This window comes from Streptomyces curacoi (assembly GCF_001513975.1).
GTDB classification, from domain to species: domain Bacteria; phylum Actinomycetota; class Actinomycetes; order Streptomycetales; family Streptomycetaceae; genus Streptomyces; species Streptomyces curacoi.
Map to the genome: position 1 here is coordinate 117385 of NZ_KQ947985.1, position 17731 is coordinate 135115.

General features: G+C 67.5%; 14 protein-coding genes. 1 reads left to right on the forward strand and 13 read right to left on the reverse strand.

Annotated features, from left to right (window positions below; all coding sequences use genetic code 11):
* Positions 1 to 73: 73 nt before the first annotated feature.
* The 11 genes from AQI70_RS05990 to AQI70_RS06035 all read right to left on the reverse strand — a co-directional run bounded on the left by AQI70_RS05990 (position 74) and on the right by AQI70_RS06035 (position 14319).
* The gene (locus tag AQI70_RS05990; RefSeq protein ID WP_062145249.1) at positions 74 to 562 is read right to left on the reverse strand and encodes a hypothetical protein; all 489 of its coding nucleotides are present in this window, start codon (positions 560 to 562) and stop codon (positions 74 to 76) included.
* A 2-nt stretch (positions 563 to 564) separates the two neighbouring features.
* Positions 565 to 1185, reverse strand: coding sequence for a hypothetical protein (locus AQI70_RS05995; protein WP_062145251.1), 621 nt, complete (start codon positions 1183 to 1185; stop codon positions 565 to 567).
* 1519 nt (positions 1186 to 2704) lie between these two features.
* Positions 2705 to 3439 (reverse strand): hypothetical protein, encoded by a 735-nt coding sequence (locus AQI70_RS06000; RefSeq protein WP_159042619.1) that lies wholly within the window; start codon positions 3437 to 3439, stop codon positions 2705 to 2707.
* 436 nt (positions 3440 to 3875) lie between these two features.
* Complete coding sequence (locus tag AQI70_RS38995; RefSeq protein ID WP_159042620.1) at positions 3876 to 4478, reverse strand: hypothetical protein; 603 nt, start codon at positions 4476 to 4478, stop codon at positions 3876 to 3878.
* 1001 nt (positions 4479 to 5479) lie between these two features.
* Positions 5480 to 6286 carry an Fpg/Nei family DNA glycosylase gene (locus AQI70_RS06005; protein WP_062145253.1) on the reverse strand — a complete coding sequence of 269 codons (807 nt, stop codon included), beginning with the start codon at positions 6284 to 6286 and terminating at the stop codon, positions 5480 to 5482.
* A gap of 123 nt (positions 6287 to 6409) precedes the next feature.
* Positions 6410 to 7744 (reverse strand): TerD family protein, encoded by a 1335-nt coding sequence (locus AQI70_RS06010; protein ID WP_062145254.1) that lies wholly within the window; start codon positions 7742 to 7744, stop codon positions 6410 to 6412.
* Between the two features lie 49 nt (positions 7745 to 7793).
* The gene (locus AQI70_RS06015; protein WP_062145255.1) at positions 7794 to 9794 is read right to left on the reverse strand and encodes a beta-galactosidase; all 2001 of its coding nucleotides are present in this window, start codon (positions 9792 to 9794) and stop codon (positions 7794 to 7796) included.
* Positions 9791 to 11110 (reverse strand): glycoside hydrolase family 36 protein, encoded by a 1320-nt coding sequence (locus AQI70_RS06020; protein WP_062145256.1) that lies wholly within the window; start codon positions 11108 to 11110, stop codon positions 9791 to 9793. The genes AQI70_RS06015 and AQI70_RS06020 overlap by 4 nt, the downstream gene beginning before the upstream one ends.
* Positions 11111 to 11138: 28 nt before the next feature.
* On the reverse strand, positions 11139 to 12023 hold the full coding sequence (locus AQI70_RS06025; protein WP_062145258.1) for a carbohydrate ABC transporter permease: 885 nt from the start codon (positions 12021 to 12023) through the stop codon (positions 11139 to 11141).
* On the reverse strand, positions 12020 to 13000 hold the full coding sequence (locus AQI70_RS06030; protein WP_003999937.1) for a carbohydrate ABC transporter permease: 981 nt from the start codon (positions 12998 to 13000) through the stop codon (positions 12020 to 12022). Before AQI70_RS06030 ends, AQI70_RS06025 begins: the two co-directional genes overlap by 4 nt.
* Before the next feature lie 5 nt (positions 13001 to 13005).
* On the reverse strand, positions 13006 to 14319 hold the full coding sequence (locus AQI70_RS06035; RefSeq protein WP_062145262.1) for an ABC transporter substrate-binding protein: 1314 nt from the start codon (positions 14317 to 14319) through the stop codon (positions 13006 to 13008).
* Positions 14320 to 14555: 236 nt separating this feature from the next.
* Here AQI70_RS06035 and AQI70_RS06040 point away from each other — a divergent pair, with 236 nt between their 5' ends.
* Positions 14556 to 15407: a DUF3592 domain-containing protein gene (locus AQI70_RS06040; RefSeq protein WP_159042621.1), complete on the forward strand. Its 852-nt coding sequence runs from the start codon at positions 14556 to 14558 to the stop codon at positions 15405 to 15407.
* 31 nt (positions 15408 to 15438) lie between these two features.
* Here the strand turns inward: AQI70_RS06040 and AQI70_RS06045 are convergent, their stop codons facing one another.
* On the reverse strand, positions 15439 to 17175 hold the full coding sequence (locus AQI70_RS06045; RefSeq protein ID WP_062145266.1) for a copper resistance CopC/CopD family protein: 1737 nt from the start codon (positions 17173 to 17175) through the stop codon (positions 15439 to 15441).
* Positions 17176 to 17308: 133 nt separating this feature from the next.
* Positions 17309 to 17707: an ATP-binding protein gene (locus AQI70_RS06050; protein ID WP_341845941.1), complete on the reverse strand. Its 399-nt coding sequence runs from the start codon at positions 17705 to 17707 to the stop codon at positions 17309 to 17311.
* Between the last annotated feature and the right edge of the window lie 24 nt (positions 17708 to 17731).

Genomic DNA, 17731 nt, shown 5'->3' on the forward strand with positions numbered 1-17731 from the left:
GGTATCCCCAGGATGGGTCTCCGGGATAGCTGATCGGGATAAAGACGATGTAAGGAACGGGCTCTAGGCCGGCTCAGTCGTCGGGCAACAGCCACTCGTCGTCTTCGAGCTTCGGGCTCACGATGCTCTCGCCGTTGGACAACAACACGCGGAACCTCAGGTGCTTGCGTTCCTCGGGGTCCGTCAGCCGTCCCGTAGGCAGGTAGAACGGGTGCGTCACGCCATCGAGGGCGGGAACGACCGGGGGTTCGTCATGACCCGCATGGAACCTCTTGCCCTTGACCAGCTCCGGGTTCTTGGACTTGTACCACCGGGGATACGCCACCAGCTCGATGCGCTCGACCTTCACGGGGGTCGTTCCGGCGTTGCGGAACCGCAGGATGAACATGTAGTCGCTCGCCTCGGGGTTCCGCTCGGTACCCGTCCGCACGCCGGCCCGGAAGAGCGACACCTTCACCTTGGGACGGACACGGCGGTACGTCAGGGCCGTGAAGATGACGTTCGTGGCTGCCGCACCCGCAGCAGCGATAGCGATACCCCGGGCCACCCAGTCGGGTTCCATGGCTACTCCTCCTCGCCGCTACCTCGTTCCGCTTCGATGTGGCTCATTCTCTGCTCCACCAGCCTCCTATTCTCTTCCATGAGCAGCACCGCGTCTTCTACCCCCTTGTTGAACGATGCGACTTTTCGCTGAAGCCTCCGCCCTGACATCCATCGGGAACGCTTCCGGTATCCGTTCGCAAGCCTGACCTCGATGGCGTAGCTCTGGATGTTCGGCAGGATAAGATCAGGCCCCTTTATCTCCCACCACAGTCCGCCGAACGGGGTGAGATCCTTCTCCAGAGCATCATGTTGGAAGTCGTAGATTTCCGGACTAGCCGATGAGCCCACTCTGAACAAGGCGCCGAAGCTGCGCGTGCGCCGGAGCTTCGACATCACAAGAACCCTGCGAACCTTGGTTTCTGTGGGGCTCTTGCTCTTGACGTGAACATAGAAGCCGAAGGGGCGTGACGGTTCCCCCGTGATGGGGTTTATGTCTGGGTCCCCGATCATGGGGCCCCACTTGGCACTGATCTTCAAGCGGGGGTGCAGGCGCCTGTACGTAAGCGCCGAGACAAGCATGTTGGCCCCCGTGAAGAGGGCACTGACAGACGCGATGAGGATCGCTATGACACCCGTGGACATGAGCCAAGGGTGCCCAGCAGCAGGCCCGTTGCCCCCCGACTTGAGGAACCTCAGCGGTTGGCCCTCAAGCGCCCGTACGACCAGGCCGGCTAGCGGCTCCCGCCGTCTGTCTGTCCGTCCCGCAGCTCCCTCTCCTGCTGCTCCATGGCGTCGTCAAGGGTTGGCGCTTGCTCCTGCTGACGTCTTGCGCGGTATGCCTGGTTCACGAGGTACCGGTCCTCAGACGGAGGAAGAGGGACCGGACAAGGCAACGCTTGAGGGCATGGTGGAGCTTCTAGACCTCAAGTGCATTCCCGACGGAGACAAGGATGGGGTCTCAACAAGACCACAGATAGGCTCCGAGAGAACGGCTGCAAGGGGTCGACCAAGACCCTCGAAGACGCTCAGCGCACACGAAAGATCCGCTCCAACCACCAGATCGTTTGTGACGGATCTTGCGGATCAAGGTGAACAGGAGAAGCAATATGAAGGCAATTGAAACGCAGTACGCAGGATGTAGGTTTAGGTCGCGACTGGAAGCCCGTTGGGCCGTTTTCTTCGACGCGCTAGGTATCGAGTGGCACTACGAGCCAGAGGGCTTTGAGACAGCCTATGGCCGCTACCTCCCAGATTTTTGGTTACCAGAATCGAAGGCTTGGATTGAGATCAAGGGCGGGAAGCCCACAAAGCGAGACGTAGCGAGATGTGCTGAAGTAGCACGCGAAGAGTGGGGCAAAGGCCATCGCTTCAGGATCGTGACGGGAGACATCCCACGCTCACTCGTAGTTGCACCCGAAACGGGACCTATGGGAATCATGTGTCTCACATGGACAGCCCTCCCGAAAGGGGATGTCACCTTGCCCGAATTTGGTGCACCTAGAGAATTTGCTCCGATCACTCACATAGGGGATGAAGGGTCTGAGCAAGGTTTCGCAAGGGCGGGGTGGGTGCCGGTACATGAAGACGTTAAGGAACTTACGCAAGCTCTCGCCAAGGCCCGATCAGCACGTTTTGAGCATGGGGAGCGCGGATGAATGGAGAATGACTTACAGGCTCTACGTGGCGGCTCATCGACGGGCGACCAGGGGGAGGGTTTATGACCGCCGAGCAGTGGCCGCAGATTCGTATCTGGCTCTGGGTGGACGAGCATGGGCAACCGCAGGCCCGCGCTTCACCCAGTAGACGGCGTGAAGCACCGCAGCATCGAGCTGCCGCAGAACCCTCACCTAGTCATGCAACTTTTAGGACGAGTGCGGGGTGCCGTCCGTGCTTTGACCGGAATTGACGATGGCGAAGAGGCGCGGCTTGCTCTACGGAAGCAAGTCACAGCAGAACGGGAGCAGCGCTCAGCCGACACAGGCTCCACATCGGGATGGCGCACCACACCGGCCGAGGGAACGCCACCCGCTCAGGAATCGAGTCAAAGCATCCGCACCGTGTCAGGCGGCCTTCCAACGCTCGGCAGGCGTAGCCGCTGACTGCCCTGACTGGCAATTGGGTTGGCGTATTCAAACCCGTACACCAACGGCACAAATTCCGCTCAGGGATTGTTAGAGGTCACGGCCCTGAGAAGCGATAGGCACTTCTTTCCGAAATCGGTCAGGATCCACATCTCTGTATCCGAGCCGTCATCCGGGGGAAGTCTTCCAATACCGTCATCCTTGACCATTCCGGCTGAGGTTAGCCGCGCAATAGAGGCATCCAATACCGCACCAAAGCCAGGAAGTTCGCTGAGGATTTCCGGACGCCTCCACCCTGGCCAGTGCGCCTCTGCGTAGCCCTCGGGCGTCAGCCCAGTGGGCTGGTCAAGTACCTGCATCACCTTGACTTCAGTCGCCTCGATTTCAGCAAGCCCCCTTACATAGATAAACTCGGCATCCACCATGGTCTCATCCCGGACGCCGCGACCAAGGCACCTACCCAGTGCAATGATCTTCTCCTCAAGGGGCGTCTGCATCGCGGCCTGAACGGTTTCTGACATGAGGGTCAGCAGCTCGGGGCTGGTCTCAATTGTGTGAACCATCCGGTCTAGCGAAACTCCCGCTTCATCCGATCCAGCCGAAAGAGCGCTTAGCGCGCGCTGCTCCCGAATCGCGCGAACCTTGTCAAAGGCTCGGACAAGGTAGGGATCGATGAATTCTTTGGCGACCCCTGCGGCTACCCCAGCCACAGGGTCAGCCGCTCCGACTGCTCCCACCAGCGCGCCCGTAGCTGCCTTGACGGACGTCTCGCTCGAAGATTTGGACGGACCCGATCTTTGTGTGTCGTCGCTCACACGGGCGATCTTAAGCGGATCCACACGGCGCCGGGCCCCACTTGCCGAAGCTCATGCAACAGACCGTCCGGGCTATCGCAAGGCAGGCTCACTACCTGCCGACTCCGCTGGTCGAGGCTTGGCCGTGAGGGCAGCCGTGTGGACTACTGCCAACCGCACGGCTCTGTACGCGCGCCGCTGTGCAATCGCTGTGACACCACTACTGGCCTGGTTGGCGACCCCAAGTACGCCGGCGGGCGGAGAGCCGTACAGCCATAAGCCCCTCGGAGTGGTTCTCGAAGCAGTTTCCGTTTCGTTTATCATCGTATACGGCCGTCCTAAAGCGTCTGAACCCAGTGCGCGCGATTTCCGTATTGCGCTGGACGCAGAGGAAACGCCCAGATCACGCTAGGACAAGCACTAACTAACAAACCCGCCCTCGCGTCGATGTATCCGCTCACCCTTTGCGCGGAAGCGCTAGAAATTCGTGAACCAAATCAGCGAAATCCTTGTTTGCCATCATGGCGTGATGAATATCTACAGCCTCACCAAAACCGACCGGTATCTTCAGAAGCCATTCCAGCTCACTTGCTCTCAAGTCCCTACGTGTTACCCATACGGGAACCGGTTCCTCCCACCTCCAAAGTTCGCACTTACCTCCACGAGCCCACATCCTCGATATGATGGCCGCCTCATAAGCCCCGCGATAGATCTCACGGAAATCTCCATGCGCGATTTCGTGCGCAATCTTTCGCACGCTTTGCTGAGTTCCGCGAAAATATTCGGTCACGCGATCGGCATTATCATCACTGGACCACCCAAGATCAATAAGCGCTTGCCCAAATACGTCCGCACCTACTTCGTCGATACCGGCCCTCCAAGCCGCAAGGAAGTGCTGGTAGGCAGAGTTGAGAACTTCAGGCTCACCATCAAGCTGAACTTCGCTGAACTCGCCCGTACTAGTCAATGAAATGTAGTTGATCGCAATACTGCGAGTTCCCGAGATGCCAGCCTGTCCGACAGCTTCCCAATAGGCGCTATCGAGATCAACGACTTTCATGGAGCGCCTTTTCAACTCTCCGAGCATGCATAACCTAATCACCCGCTCCGAGACCACGTGAACGTCATATGCGGACCGAAACAGCGAAGAGTAGAACGCTCGTACGACATTCCTGTAGACATTGCGGCCCTGATCAGAGAATTGCGCAAGGGTAGCTGCACACAACTCCGCCTCCGGATGAGGCGCCGACGTTGACCCCCGACCCCGTCCCAGAGCTTTCCTGACGTTTTTAGGCATAAGTCCTAAGTGTCGCCATCGCTCCAATTGGTATGGACTTACCGCGTAACCGCGCCTGGCCAGGGCGGCGATGATCTGCACGTCGGCTCGACTGACGGCACCTCTCGGCATGACCCGAGTTTAGAACCCCGCGAAGGTTATCTGTGGAGTTCTTCGAGCCCTCCTTCAATGGCTGTGGCAGCCCAGCACGGGGCCGGGTTGCCAGATGGAGGGGATGTCACATGCTCGACTGCTGCTCTGACCGAGGTCCGACGGACTCGGAGGCAGGTGCAAAGAAGGCGTCAAGCCCGAGGGAGCCTCAGCTCACTGGGTGCCCGGCGAGGCTGTCCCACCACATCGAATCTCGAAGGGAACGATTCAGGCGTCGGATGGGCATGCTGATGCGATCCGCTGCCGACGAAGCGGTTCGGATGGCAGTCAAGGTGCTCTGCGGCGGACTGGGGCTACTTGCGGCCTACGTGTGGACCCACCGCTGACCACTCGGGCACTCATGCGCGGAAAGCCAGGGCCCTGAACCGCCGCTCGTTGTCCTGGTCTTTGTCCAGCGCGCTGACGTCCGCCACCGTTCACTGCCGTACGCGCACACCGTCTGACCTGCTCCGCGAACCCCTACGTACGCCCCCGTACGGCCGCGCGGACAGTTGGAAAGCGTGTTGGGGGCAACCCCTCACGAGTTCGAATCTCGTATCCTCCGCCAGTGCCTCACCGGGCACGATGTCGAAGGGCTTCACCGCTTGCGGTGGAGCCCTTCGGCGTTGTCCGTCTCAGTTTCCGTCTCCGTTGGATTTTTCTTCCCCCTGGCACGTCGGGCACCACACCGTCGTCCGGCCGCCCACCCGGGAGCGGCGCAGCGGGGTGTGGCAGCGGGGGCAGTGGGGGTTGGGGGTGTCGCGGTGGCCGGTGAGCCAGGTGGGGTGTGGGGGGACTCGGCCGGCGGTGACCGCGGGGCGGAGGGTGCGGCGCATCTGGGTGTACAGGCGGCGGCGTTCGGGCTCGGTGAGCGCGTTCGCCGGGGTGGTGGGACGTAGCCCCGCCCGCCAGAGGATCTCGTCGGCCAGGAGGTTGCCGAGGCCGGCCAGGACCGACTGGTCGATCAGGACCGCCTTGACGCGGCCCCGGTGGGACGCGAGCGCGGTCTCGAACTCCTCGCGGTCCACCGTGAGGGCGTCGGGGCCTTGGTTCCGCAGCAGACGTGCGACGTCGGAGTGGTTCTCGGCCAGCCACAGGCCCTGGAGTTTGCGCTGGTCGCGGTAGCGGAGCTGGCGGTCGCGGGCGACGGTGAAGAGGACGCGGTCGTGGGGGTCGGCCGCGTCGTCGGGGTGGGCGCAGAGCAGTCGGCCGGTCATGCCGAAGTGCAGGGCGAGGGTGGGGCCGCCGGTGTGGGCGAGCAGCCACTTGCCCTGCCGCTCGGCCCGGGTGATGCGCCGACCCTCCAGCGCGTCCCGCAGCCGGGGCGCGCTCACGCCGTGCAGTACGCCCGTGTCACGCACGTCGACCCGTCGGATGACCCTGCCCTGCGCGCAGGACTGGAGCACGTTCCGGAAACCCTCGACGTCTGGCAGCTCAGGCATGGCGGACCGCCTTCAGGAGGGGGAGGCATATATTGGCCGGCTGGGGTTGGCGGGGATTCGCGTGTATTTGCGTGTATTTGGTGTTTGCCCCGGTTTGGGGGGCATTCACCCCACGGGCCCCGCTCAGCGCCTCTTGAACTCCACCGGCCCCGCGTTCATCTGCACGGTCCCGTCGACGTGCAGGACCGGTCGGCGTTCCGTCATGCGGCCGCTGTAGGCCTCGACGTGGTGGATGGCCGCTCCGTCGGGGACCGTGAAGTCGACCAGGGCGATGGCCACCCAGTAACGGGTCGACGTGTTCTCGAAGAGCGGCACGGTGACGGTGGAGCCGCGCCCGTCGGTGACGACGACCTTCGCGCCGAAGCTGCGGAAGGACCCGAAGCCGTTGCTCACGGCGCTGTAGGCGCAGAGGAGGACGTAGCCCTGCTCGTCGGGGCGCACGATACGGACCGTTTCGCAGCCCGGGACGCGGGCGTCGCCGTCGAGGTGGATGTACGGCGGCTTCTTCAGCGAGCCGAGGTTCTTGTAGTAGACGACCTCGGCGCCGTCGCCCTTGTGCCGGGGGCCGGACTTCACGACGCTGCCGGGTGCCTTCTCGCCGCGTATCGCCTGGGAGGCCGGCACGAACAGGGCGTAGAGGTCGAGGTCGGCGCCTCGTCTGCGGCGCTGGTCGCTGCCGCCGTCCCACTCCAGGGTCGCCGTGACCACCAGCTCGCGGTCCGCCTTGTCCAGGCTCATCGAGACCTGGCTGCCCTTGTCGAGACTGATCGTGCCGAGCGGGGGCTTGCGCGGGCTCATGGGGGGTGGAGTGGGGGCCGCCGTCGTCTGTGGCGGGACAGACCGGCCGGGCTGCTCCGGCCGCGCAGACTGCTTCGGCCCCTCGGGCACATCCATCACAGCCACCGCCTCCGTCACAGCCCCCACCTCCGCCACCGTCTCCGCCTCCGCCACCTCTATGCCGAAGTCGGTGGCGAGTCCGGCCAGGCCGTCGGCGTAGCCCTGGCCGATGGCGCGCAGCTTCCAGGTCTCGCCCCTGCGGTAGAGCTCCAGGAGGAGCACGGCGCGTTCGCCGCCGGTGAGGGCGGGCGGGCGGAAGTCGACGGGGGCGGCGCCGAGTTGGGCGGCGCGGACCAGTACGTCCTGCACGTCGCGGAAGGTGCGGCTCGCGTCGTCGGGATCGCAGCTGCCGACCAGGACGACCCGGTCCACGTCCGCGGGAAGCGCGGCCGGGTTCATCTCGATGCGCTCGGGATCCGAGGTGTCGGCGGCGAGGTGCCGGACCGCGCCGGACTCGGCGGACGGCTGGTTGTAGAAGACCAGGTCGTCGTCGGACCTGACCTTGCCGTCCGCCGCCACCAACAGGGCGCTGAGGTCGACGGTGCCGCCCGCGGTGTGCAGTTCGGCGACGAGCGGCCCGGAGCCCACCACGATGTTCCCGCCCTTGCTGAGCTCCGGCATGCCGCCCCACCCCTCGAAAACCCCCGACGATGTCCCACCACCCTGCCACTCAGCGCGGCTCCCGCACCACCGCCGTCTCCCCAGCCGCAACGCTGACCGATCCCGGCAGCGCCTTGCCCGTCAGCAGTTCGGTGGCGTCCGGCGCGACCGCGACATGGGCGGGCCGGTCGGTGTGGTTGATCAGGAAGAGGTAGTCGGCGTCCGGACCGCGCCGCAGTACCGCCTCCACACCCTGTGGAGTACTCCGTACCGGCCGCACCCCCGCCTCCGTGCGGACGCGGTCCAGCAGACCGGCCAGCGTCGCCGGGTCCGGGAGCGTGGCCAGATACCAGGTCACGCCCGTGCCGTGGCGGTGGCGGGTCACCGCCGGTATGCCGGCCAGCGGGCCGGTCGTGTACGCGGCGATCGACTCGGCGCCGCACAGGCGCACCCGCTCCGACCAGAGGGTCCCCGTACCGCCTCCGCTCAGGCCCACCGACTCCCCCGGCAGCAGCGGGAACAGCTCGTCCGTCCGGATGCCCAGCGCCTCCCGGAACGCGCCCGGGTAACCGCCCAGCCGGACATGGCAGTTCTCGTCGACGGCGCCGCTGTGGAAGCCGACGGCCAGGGTGCCGCCGCGCTCCGCGAAACCCCGCAGGTTCGCCGCGCCCTCGTCGTCGACCAGGTACACGCTGGGGGCGAGGACCAGACGGTAGGCGGACAGATCCGCGTCCGGGCGTACGAAGTCCACCGCGACGCCCGCGCGCCACAGCGGCTCGTACCAGGCGCGGACCAGGTCCTGGAAGCGCAGCTCGGCGCTCGGCTGGGAGGGGAGTTCCATGGCCCAACGGGCGTTCCAGTCCCAGACGATGGCCACCTCGGCCGTACCGACGCTGCCCCGCACCTCCGCGAGCGCCCGCAGATCCGCGCCCAGTCGCACCACGTCACGCCAGATCTGGCTGTCGGTACCGGCGTGCGGGAGCATCGCCGAGTGCCACTGTTCGGCGCCCGCCTTCGCCGCCCGCCACTGGAAGTAGGCGATGCCGTCCGCGCCCCGGGCCACATGGGCCAGGGCGTTCCGCCGGAGCTCGCCGGGGCCCTTCGCCCTGTTCACCGGCTGCCAGTTCACGGCGCCCGTCGAGTGCTCCATCAGCAGCCAGGGGCCGCCCGCGAGGGAGCGGACCAGGTCGCCGCTGAGCGCGATGTCGATCTCCGACTCGGGGTCGGTCGACTGGAGGTAGTGGTCGTTGGAGACGATGTCCAGCTTCGGGGCCCAGCGCCAGTAGTCCAGCGCGTCGAAGTTGTGCATCACCATGAAGTTGGTGGTGGCGGGGGTCTGGGGGGCCGCCTCCAGCAGCACCCGGCGCTCCGCCTCGTACAGGGACAGCAGCTCGTCGCTGCAGAAGCGGCGCCAGTCCAGGCGGTGGGTGGGGTTCGGAACGGCGCCGGTGGCGCGGGGCGGGAGGATCTCGTCCCAGTCGTAGTACGACTGGCTCCAAAACCGCGTGCCCCACGCCTCGTTCAGCGTCGCCAGGTCGTCCCCGTACCTGGCCCGGAGCCACACCCGGAACGCCCTCGCGCTCTCGTCGCAGTAGCACTCCGCGTTGTGGCAGCCGTACTCGTTGTGGACGTGCCACATCACGACCGCCGGATGGTCCGCGTACCGGTCGGCCAGCGCCCGCGCCATCCGCAGGGCGGCCGCGCGGTAGGCGGGGCTGGACGGGCAGAACGTCTGGCGGCTGCCGTACGACAGTCTCCTGCCGTCCCTGTCCACGGGCAGCGCCTCGGGGTGGGCGCGGAAGAACCACGCCGGGGGCGCCGCCGTCGGGGTCGCGAGGTCGGCGGCGATGCCGTGGGCGTGCAGCAGGTCGAGGACGCGGTCCAGCAGGGAGAAGTCGTACGCGCCCTCCTCGGGCTCCAGCAGCGCCCAGGAGAAGATGCCGACGCTGACCATGCTGACCCCGGCCTCGCGCATCAGGCGCATGTCCTCGGCCCAGACCTCCTCGGGCCACTGCTCGGGGTTGTAGTCGCCGCCGTAGGCGATGCCGGGGACCTTCAGTTCCCGCTTCATCGGGCGGCCCCCGACGACAGCAGGCGGCGTGTCGTCTCCACGCCCCACGCGTCCAGGGACAGCAGGCGGTCGCTGGACGCCATCAGACCGCCGGTCGCCTCGACATGCGCGGCCCACCGCTCGCGGGTCTCCACCGCCGGACGGGCCATCAGGCAGTCGGGGTCGTTGATCCAGAGGCGGCCGTGCTGCCACTGGCGGCCGGCGCCCGTGAACTCGGCCGGGTCCTGGCCGGGCTGGCTGTAGTCGTCGGCCTCGGGGCGGCGGTGCGGGGCCGTGTCGGGGCTGACCCGCATCGCGTCGAACAGGCCGAGGGACGCCAGCAGGGGCGCCCCGCAGCCCAGCAGGTAGGCGTCCGCGCCGATCGCCTCGCGGATCAGGGCGATGCCCGCCCGGTACGCCGTCAGCGCGTCCACATGGGCGTCGTGCCGTACGCCGTCCAGGGCGCCCGCGTACAGGAAGTCGACCTTGAAGTAGTCGTAGCCCTCGGCGCGCAGCGTCCGGAAGACCTCGGTCAGATACGCCGCCGCCTCCGGGTGCGTGGTGTCCAGGACGCGCAGGTCGTGGCCCCAGTTGCGGCCGGCGTGCGCGAAGCCGCCCGCGGGGTCGCGGACCAGCCAGTCGGGGTGCTCGGCGGCCAGGTCGCTCGCCGGGTCGACCAGGAAGGGGGCCGTCCAGATGCCGGCCCGGCGGCCCCGCGCGCGGATGGCGTCCGCGATGCCCGCGCGGGAGCGGAAGCGGCCGGAGAGGGTGAGCCAGTCGCCGAGCGCCTTCTGGTAGCCGTCGTCGATCTGGACGACGTCGATGGGCAGGTCGAGGGTGTCCATCGCACGGAGGTTCTCGTGGATGTCGTCCTCGGTGACGGCGGTGAAGTACTCGTACCAGGAGCACCAGACGGTCGGTGCCGGGCGGGGGACCGGCAGCGCGAGGCTGTCGGCCCAGTCGCCCAGCACCGACTGGATGCTCGTACCCGTCCACTCCCGCACCGGGCCGTCGGCGCTCACGTCCGCCCGCCCGTCCCGTACGGCCAGGCGGATCGACGGCACCTCGCGCGTCGGGTCGACGGCCGCCCACAGGCGGACCGGTGAGCCGTCGCCGGGGTCGAGCGCGAGCAGGCCCTCGCCCTGGAAGGTGCCCTCCGGGACGGTGACGCCCGGGCGGTAACAGACCGTCGCCCAGTTGTCGTCGGTCGGGCGGTAGGGCTTGTCGCCGAGGGCGTAGGCGCCGCTGGGGCTCCAGGACTGCCAGCCCTCCTCGTGGACGCGGGCACTGGCCTCGTCCACGGGCACGGAGGCGACGGGGGTGAAGGGGTGGTGCACGGTGGTTCTCTTTCGGACGGGGCCGAGGTCAGCCCTTGTTGGCGCCGAGCGTGAGGCCGCTGACGAACTGGCGCTGGAGCAGGAAGTACACGATCAGGACCGGGACCGCGGTGATCAGGGCGCCGGCGGCGATCAGGTTGGGATCGGTGAAGTACTGCCCGGAGAGGTTGTTCAGCGCCGACGTGATCGGCATGTTCTCGCCGGTGGAGATGAGGACCAGGGCCCAGAAGAAGTCGTTGTAGATCCAGATGGAGAGCAGGGTCGCCAGGGCCGCCATCGCCGGTTTGCACAGCGGCAGGGTGATCTGCCAGTACAGCCGCCACACCGAGGCGCCGTCGACCAGGGCGGCCTCGGTCAGCTCGTGCGGGAGCATCTTCATGTAGTTGCTCAGCACGAAGGCGCAGAAGCCGGACTGGAACGCCACGTGGATGAGGACCAGGCCGAGCGCGGAGTCGTACAGCTTGCCGCTCATCGTGATGCCGGGCAGGTCGACGAGCAGGTACAGGCGGTACAGCGGGGTGATGATGACCTGCTGGGGGAGCAGGTTGCCGGCGGTGAAGACCAGGAGCAGGAACAGGTTGACGCGGAAGTCGAAGCGGCTGACGTAGAAGGCGACCATCGACGACAGGAACAGCGTCAGCAGCACGGCCGGCACCGCGATCAGCATGGTGTTGCCGAAGTAGTGCGTCATGTCCGACTGCGTGAACGCGTTCGTGAAGTTCTCGAAGGTCAGCGTGTCGGGCCAGGAGACGTAGCCCTTCTCGGACGTCTCGGAGTACGGGCGCAGGGCCGCGTAGACGGCCCAGAGCAGCGGGGCGAGCCAGGCCAGCGCCATGGACGCGAGGAAGACGTGCAGCAGAATCCGGGCCGGGCGGACGGGGGTGCGCTTCTTGACTGCGAGGGCCGTGCTCATGCGCGCCGCTCCTTCCGGAAGGTGGCCACCAGGTACGGGATGATCACGGCGAGGGAGATCAGCAGCAGGACGACGGCGATGGCGGAGCCGTAACCGATGCGGCTGGACTCGCCGATGATGTTGTTGGTGACCAGGATCGACAGCAGCTCGGTGCCCTCGGCGCCCTTGTTGAAGACGAAGACCAGGTCGAAGGCGCGCAGGGCCTCGATGATGGTGACGACCAGGACGATGGTGTTGGTGGGGCGCAGGGTGGGGAAGATGACGTTCTTGAACGTCTGCCACTCGCCCGCCCCGTCCAGGGCGGACGCCTCCCGCAGCGCGGGGTCGACGCCCTTCAGGCCGGCCAGGTACAGGATCATCATGTAGCCGGTGTGGCGCCAGGAGGCGGCGATGAGGATCGCCCAGAGGTTGAGGTCGGGGTCGCCGATCCAGTCGATGTACTTGCCGGGCTCGTTGGCCCCGATGAGGCTGTTGATCAGGCCGGTGTCGGGGTTGTAGACGAGCTGCCAGACGAAGCCGATGACGGCCATCGACAGCACGACCGGCAGGAAGAACGCGGTCTGGTAGACGCGGCTGAAGCGGATCTTCTTGTCCAGCTGCACGGCCAGGAACAGGCCCAGCGGCGTCGGGATCAGGATCAGGACCACGAACCAGACGACGTTGTGCTCGACGGCCGGCCAGAACTGCGGGTTGTTGGTGAACAGTTCACGGAAGTTGTCCAGCCCGACCCACTTGATGGCGTCGAAGCCGATACCGTCCCAGGTGGTGAAGGCCAGCGCGATCGAGGCGAGGGCGGTGACCCAGACGAGGGCCACGTGCAGGATCGTCGGCAGCCCGGCCATCAGGCCGAGGGTGAGCCGGTCGCGGCGGGTCAGCAGGCGCCTGTGCCCCTGCGGGACCCGCTTGGTGTCCGATGCGGTGCCCGGAGGCGGCACGGCGGCCGCCTCCGGGGACTTCGTAGGGGTGTTGGTCGTCATCTGGATCAGCCGGACGCGAAGATCGTCTTCTTCTGGCGCTCGATCGACGAGAGCAGGCTGTCGATCTGCTTGGGGTCGCGGATGAACTTCTGCAGCGCGGGCTGCATCACCGTGGAGGTGAAGTCCGGCCGGCTGTCGCGGTCCATGAACTGGGTCAGGGACTTGGCGCCGGAGATCATCTCGTACGCCTTCTTCTGCAGCGGGCTGTACGAGGAGGTGTCGGCCTTGGTGGAGGCCGCGACGACGTTCGGGTCGGACTTGAGGTAGCTCTCCTCGGCGGCCGGGGAGCCCAGGTACTGGAGCAGCTTGACGGCACCGGCCTTGTTCTTCGGGGCCTTGGAGAGCATGAAGCCGTCGGTGGGCGCCTCCACGGTGTCCTGGCCGTAGGCCGGGTCGATCTCCGGGAAGGCGAAGAAGTCGAGGTCCTCGCGGTCGGCGGCGTTGGTGAACTGCTGGCCCACGAAGGTGCCCAGCAGATACATGCCGGCCTTCTTCGACGCCAGCGTCTGGGCGGCGTCCTGCCAGGTGCGGCCCACGGCGCCGTCCTGGTGGTAGGGCAGGATCTCGGCCCACAGGTCGAAGACCTTGCGCACCTTGGCGTCGGTCCAGGAGGCCTTGCCGGCCATCAGCTCGACGTGGAAGTCGTAGCCGTTGGTCCGGAAGTTGATCTGGTCGAAGGTGCCGAGCGCGGGCCAGGCGTCCTTGTCGCCGAAGGCGATCGGGACGAGCCCGTCCTTCTTCATCCGCTTGCACAGGGCGACGAAGTCGTCCCACGTGGTGGGAACTTCGTAGCCCTTCTCCTGGAAGACGCTCTTGCGGTAGAAGAGCGCCCACGGGTAGGTGTACAGCGGCACGAAGTAGTACTTGCCGTCCTCGCCCTTGCTGAGCTTGTGCATCGCGTCGGGGAAGTTGCCCCCGATGGTCTTCCACACGTCGTCGATCGGCGTGGCCAGTCCCTTGGCCGCGAAGAACTGCATGCGGTAGCCGGCGAACCAGTTGAACACGTCGTCCGGCGTGCCCTGCAGATACGAGTTGATCTGCTCCTGGAAGGTGTTGTGGTCCTTGGTGTTCACGTCGACCGTGAGCCCGGACTCCTTCTTGAACGCCGCGTAGATGTCGGCGAACGCCTTCTTCGGCACCGCGTCCGACGCGTTGGACCCGACCGTGACGGTCTTCGGGTCACTCGCCGTGCCGCTGCCGCCACAGGCACTGAGCAGCGGGACACCGGCGCCGAGAACCGCGGCGCCGCCGATGCCGCGCAGCAGGGTGCGGCGGCTGGCGGAGGGGAGGGAGAGGCCCGAGGGGGAGGTGTGGTGCATCTGCGGCTCCTGAAGGCAGGGAACGGCCGGGGCGGTGACGTGATCTAGTCCCACGTAATCGACCAGAAACCAACTTGACCGAACACGGTGGCGCAATAACAGCCGCATGTCAGGTCATGCGTCAAGAGATGTCGATCGCCGTTTCGGAAACGTGACCGATATCTCGAACGGATGTGCAGAAGTTGAGATGATCGAAGTCGGGTACGGCGACGTGATCGCGCCGCTACCTTTCCGCCATGACGACATCGAGTACGCCCGCACCCGTGCCCTCCGTGGCCCTGCGCGGCCGTTCCGGCGCGCTGTGGCTGGAGGACGGATCACTGGTGCTGGAGCAGGACGGGGTGCGAAGACGCATACCGCTGCCGGCCGTGCAGGAGGTCCGTACGACGGACGGCCCGCGCGGCGTGGCCGTGGTGCTGACGGCCCCCGAGGGGACGAGCCCCACGGTCTACCGCCTCGCCCACCGCAGAGCCTTGGAGGTGGCGGTCTTCAGCGCCACCGTGAACGCCGCGCTGCCGGTGCGGGAGCACCGGGACGGGGCCGAGCTGGTCGTGGTGGAGCCGGCGGAGCCGGCCCGTACGGCGTTCTGGGCGTCCGGCGACTTCCAGCTGTGGGCCGTGATCGGGCTCGTGGGCACGGCCTGGCTGGCCGGCCTGGTGACCCTGGCCGCCCACGGCGACCTCATCGGCGTCCTCCTCTGGGTCCTCGGCACGAAGCCGCTGTTCATCGGCCTCCTCCTGTACGCCCTCTCCGCCATCGCGCTGTACGACCGCGCGATCCTGCGCCGCCGGGGCGTCACCGTCCTCGCGACGTACTCGCACCTCGCGGGCAAGAAGCGGCTGTACGGGTTCACGGACCTGGACGGCGTGGTCCGCCACTGCGAGCCGGACAGCGCGGCCGAGCCGGTCGGCACCGACCCCAGGCGTGTGCAGGTCTCCTACGACCCGCGCAACCCGGACCGGGTCAAGGCCCGGCTCCCCTTGCGCACCTGGGTGCTGCGGACCCTCGGCGTGCTCGTCTTCGGCACGCTCTTCCTCTACGCCGGGCTCTACATGGTCCCGTACCAGCTGATCCAGGTGCTCTTCTGACAGGCGATCGCCAATGCGCGAGGCCGGTCGCCTACCGGACGGTCACGCTCCTGGTCACACTCACCTGGTCGATCTCCGACGTCCGCACCGTCACCTTCATCTCCCAGGTCCCGGCGACGGGCAGGCTGACGAAGCTGTTGCCCCAGTAGCCGCCCTTGTCGGCGAGCTGGGCGTCGAGGGGGCCGATCTGCCGGTCCCGGAGGGTGAAGGACAGACGCAGCTCGGGCACGATGGCGATGCCGCCGTCGGGGCCGTAGACGAGGGCCTCGACCGAGTTGTCGCCGACCCGGCCCGGGTCGAGGGTGATCTGCACCTTGCCACGGCCGCCGGGGGTGCCGACGTCGAACGGGACCGTGGTGACGGACGCCCCGACCACCGCGGGCGCCCCCGCCGCCGCCTCGGCCTGCGCCCGGCCCGGCAGGGTGCTGGTGAGGACCGTGGTGACCGCCAGCACGGCGGCGCCGACGGCGACTTCGGCGAGGACGGAGCGGCGCAGGGCGCGGCGGACGGCAGGGTGGGGCGCATGGTCGTCGTCCGCCGACGCGGCAGCCTTGGCCGCCTCGGGCAGGGGCGGGCCGCCGACCGGTTCCGGGACCTTCTCCCGTACGACCGTCCCGGCGTCGACCGTCGCCAGCCGCGCCGTCCAGCGGCGGGACACCGCCGCCGCCCCCAGGAGCAGGGCCACCGCGGCCAGCTTGAGGAGCAGGAGCCTGCCGTACGTCGTGCCGGTGAGCGCGTCCCAGGAGCCGAGGCCGCGCCAGGACTGGTAGACGCCGGTGACGACCAGGACCGTCACGGAGGCGAAGGCGAGGCGGGAGAAGCGGGTGACCGTGGCCGGGGTCGGGTGGGCCCGGTACAGCGTGCCGAGCAGGGCCGTGAGGCCGCCCAGCCAGACCGCGGTGGCCAGCAGGTGCAGGGCCGAGGACGTCATCGCCGCGGGGACCTGGATGCCGGCGGAGGCGTGCTCGCCGGCGGCCCAGGTCAGGGCGAGGCCCACGGCGAGGGCGGCGCCTGCCCAGCCGGGGGGCTGACGGCGCCGCGACAGCCGTACGAGATGGACCGCGATCACCAGCAGGAGGGCCAGGCGGGCCAGCAGGACCGCGCCCGGGCGGCTGGTCAGCGTGCGGGTGAGGGAGTCGACGCCGAGGGACCCCAGGGGCCCCTCACCCGTCTCGTACGAGGCGCGCAGCACCAGCAGGGCGAGCGTGGCGGCGAGGAGGGTCCACCAGCCGGCCCTCAGCAGCCTGGCGAGCGCGGGGGTGTCCGGCGGGCGGCAGACCGCCATGAACGTCGCCGTGCCGATGAGCAGCGCGGCGGCGAGATAGGCCAGGTAGCGGGCGATGTTGTAGAGGCCCTTGGTCGCCGGGTCCTCGGTGGGGCCGGTGTCCACGGTGGCCGTGGTCAGGGAACGTTTGCCGACGGAGAAGGTGAAGGCTCCCGACACCGGGTGGCTGTCGGCCGACACCACCCGCCAGGCGACGGTGTACGTCCCCTGGGCGAGCTTCGCGGGCAACGTCACCCGGGCCGTGTCGCCGCCGCCCCGCCCATGCTGCGGCTCGCCCGTGCGCAGGCGGCGGCCGTCCGGGTCCAGGACGCGGAAGGAGTCGTCGAGCAGACCGACGGACTCCGTGAAGGTCAGGGTGAGGTGGCGGGGGGCCGACTTGAGGAGGCTTCCGTCCTCGGGGTCGGTGGCGCGGAGGGCGGCGTGGGCCGACGCGGGGACCGTGCCACCGAGAAGGAGCAGGACCAGCAGGGGGCCCAGCAGCACCAGCCGTTGAAGTCGCCGCCGCGAGCGGACTCGGCACCGCGATTGTGGTCGGTCATCGCACCCCACGTCAGTCACATCTCCGTCGTCGGACTTGCCGCCTCGCAGTTACGTACGGATCCGAAGCGTTCCACGCTCACCCGCACACCTCGAACCAGAGCAGCTTCCCGGCCCGACGAACGAAGGTTCCCCTCGCCGAGGGACACGCGCCCCAGCAGTCGGCGTATTGCTGTAGGAACCGGAGCCCGCGCCCCCTGTCGACGTGCGTCGGGGCGAGCGGGACGTGGTCGTGGGGTGGTCGGCCGAAGGGAGCGGGAATGCGGGGGTGGCTGTCCCAGACCCCGACGCGCAGACGTCCGTCGGCGAGCGCGGTGAGACGGAGCGATGCGGGGCCGTTGGTGTGCAGGTACGTGTTCGTCACCATCTCGGAGGTCAACAGCTCGACAGCTTCGACGATTTCGGGTCTGCCGTGGCTGGCGAGCACCGACCGTACGGTCATACGTGCGACCCGTGCCGCGCGGGGGCCGTGGGGCAATGAGTCTGCAATTGCCCCGTGTGG